General features: G+C 74.5%; 2 protein-coding genes. Both read right to left on the bottom strand.

The genetic code is table 11. The features are described 5' to 3' along the window. A partial coding sequence (locus ACH4ZX_RS40170; RefSeq protein WP_398283865.1) for a type I polyketide synthase occupies window positions 1–1,803 on the bottom strand: 1,803 nt, incomplete at its 3' end. Window positions 1,804–1,894: 91 nt separating this feature from the next. Continuing rightward, window positions 1,895–2,845 (bottom strand): phosphopantetheine-binding protein (locus ACH4ZX_RS40165; protein WP_398283863.1); only part of this gene is annotated, 951 nt, incomplete at its 5' end.

Genomic DNA, 2,845 nt, shown 5'->3' with positions numbered 1-2,845 from the left:
CTCGGCCAAAGCCGAAGCGAACACCGGAAACGCCTCCGCCAACTCCCGCCCCATCCCCGCACGCTGCGCACCCTGACCCGAAAACACCAACCCCAGAACACCAGCGGAGACAGGTCGCGGACCGAGGCCGGCGTCGGATGCGAGATCCCGCAGTGCCGCTTCGAGTTCGGCGCGGCCGGAGCCGGTCACGGCGGCGCGGTGCTCGTGCAGGGTGCGGGTGGTGGCCAGGGAGTAGCCGATGTCGGCGGCGGTCTGCTCGGGGTGTTCGGCAAGGTGTGCGAGCAGCCGTTCCGCCTGGGCGGCGAGGGCCTCGGTGCTGCGGGCGGAGAGGAACCAGGGCAGTGCGGGCAGCGGCCTGCCGGACTCTTCGGCGGCTTCCCGGTCGTCCTCGGGTTCCTCCAGGATGACGTGCGCGTTGGTGCCGCTGACGCCGAAGGCGGAGACGGCGGCCCGGCGCGGCCGTTCGCCACGCGGCCAGGCACGCTCCTCGGTCAGCAGCTCCACCGCACCGCTCGACCAGTCCACCATCGGCGTCGGCTCGTCCACGTGCAGCGTCCTCGGCATCACCCCGTGCCGCATCGCCTGCACCATCTTGATGACCCCGCCCACCCCGGCAGCGGCGACGGTGTGTCCGAGGTTGGATTTCAACGAGCCGAGATACAGAGGCTGTTCACGGTCCTGGCCGTACGTCGCCAGGAGTGCCTGCGCCTCGATCGGGTCGCCCAGCCGGGTCCCCGTACCGTGCGCCTCCACCACGTCCACATCCGCCGCAGCGAGCCTCGCACTGCTCAACGCCTGCCGGATCACCCGCTCCTGCGACGGACCGTTCGGCGCCGTGAGCCCATTGCTCGCCCCGTCCTGGTTCACCGCACTCCCCCGCACCACCGCGAGCACCCGGTGCCCGTTGCGACGCGCGTCCGACAACCGCTCCACCACCAACAGCCCCACCCCCTCCGACCACGACGTGCCGTCGGCCGCCGCGGCGAAGGACTTGATACGGCCGTCAGGGGCCAGGCCGCGCTGGCGGGAGAAGTCGACGAAGCCACCGGGGGTCGCCGTGACGGTGGCGCCGCCGGCCAGGGCGAGGGAGGACTCGCCGCGCCGGACCGATTCGACGGCCAGGTGCAGGGCGACGAGGGAGGAGGAGCAGGCGGTGTCCACCGACAGCGCGGGACCTTCGAGGCCCAGGACGTAGGCGATCCGGCCGGAGGCGACGCTGCTCAGCTTGCCGGTCATCAGGTGGCCTTCGAGTTCCCGGGGACCGGCGAGGCCCAGGTAGCTCTGCTCGATCACGCCGGCGAACACACCGGTGCGGGTTCCGCGCAGCGAGGCGGGGTCGATGCCCGCGTCCTCCAGTGCTTCCCAGGCCGTCTCCAGCAGCACCCGCTGCTGCGGGTCCATGGCGGTGGCCTCGCGGGGCGAGATGCCGAAGAAGTCGGCGTCGAACAGCGCGGCGCCGTCCAGGAATCCGGCCTCCCGGGTGTAGGAGGTGCCGGGGTCGTCGGCGTCCGGGCTGTACAGGCCGTCCAGGTCCCAGCCGCGGTCGGCGGGGAACGGGCCGATCGCGTCGCGGCCCTCGGCGACCAGGCGCCACAGGTCGTCGGGCGAGGCCACGCCGCCGGGGAAGCGGCAGGCCATGCCGACGATCGCGACGGGTTCCCGGGCCGCGGACTCCAGTTCGGTGACGCGCTCGCGTGCCTTCTGCAGGTCCGCGGTCACCCATTTCAGATAGTCGACCAGCTTCTGTTCCCGGGTCTGGGCCGTGGTCGGGGTGGCGGACTCGGCGGGGTTGGCGGCAGACATGCGGAATGAGCCTCTCGTTCGGGTGCGGGGCGGAGCACACGGCCGGGGGGGGGGGGGGGCGGGGGGGGGGGCCGCCCCCCCCCCCCACCGGTCAGTCCGCCGCTCGGCCGAGCTGGGTGTCGATGAAGTCGAAGATCTCGTCGGTGGACGCGGACGCGATCAGGTCCGCCGCCGCGGCGGCCCCGGCGTCGGCGGCCCCGGCGTCGCCGGTCAGTCCCGCCAGCAGCTGCCGCAGCCCGGTCACGGCTTCGGCGCGGGTCTCGGCGTCGTCCGGCAGCGCTCCGAGGGAGGCCGCCAGCGCGTCGAGGTGGGTGCGGACGCCGGCGGCGGGGTCGGCGGGTGCGGGGGCCGCGGCGTCGAGGAGGAAGGCGGTCAGCGCGGCCGGGTTCGGGTGGTCGAAGACCACGGTGGCGGGCAGGGTGAGTCCGGTGGCCGCCATGAGCCGGTTGCGCAGCTCGACCCCGGTCAGCGAGTCGAACCCGAGCTCCTGGAAGGGCTTCTCGGGCCCGATCGCGGCCGGGTCGGGGTGCTTGAGGACGTCCGCGACCAGCGCGGTCACGATCTGCAGCACGTACGGCCGGCGCTGCGCCCCGGCGAGGTCCGCGAGCCGTTCGGCCAGCGGCACGGTCCGGGCGGTCGTGGTCTCCGGTTCCGGCCGGGTGTTCGGTGCGGCGGCGGGGGTGCGGCCGGGGCCGCCCTCGGCCGGCGGGAGCCGGTCGAGCCAGTGCCGGCGGCGCTGGAAGGGGTAGGTGGGCAGCGGCACCCGCCGGGCGCCGGAGCCGGCGAAGAACGCCTCCCAGTCCACGGCCACACCACGGCCGTGCAGGGTGCCGAGGGCGCGCACCACCGATTCCGTCTCCGGTTGCCCGGCGCGCACCGCGGCGACGGCGAGGGTGGCGTCGGGCTCCCGTACCGCCTGGGCCGCGAGCGCGGCGAGGACGGCGCCCGGGCCGATCTCCAGGAAGGTGCGCGTGCCCTGCTCCTCCATCGCGGTGACGGCGTCGGCCCAGCGGACGGCCTCACGCACCTGCCGTACCCAGTA

Origin of the sequence: Streptomyces sp. NPDC020490 (assembly GCF_044335305.1) — a bacterium.
Lineage (GTDB): Bacteria > Actinomycetota > Actinomycetes > Streptomycetales > Streptomycetaceae > Streptomyces.
Note: the sequence above shows the minus strand (reverse complement) of the source record. Positions and strands in the feature narration are given on the sequence as shown.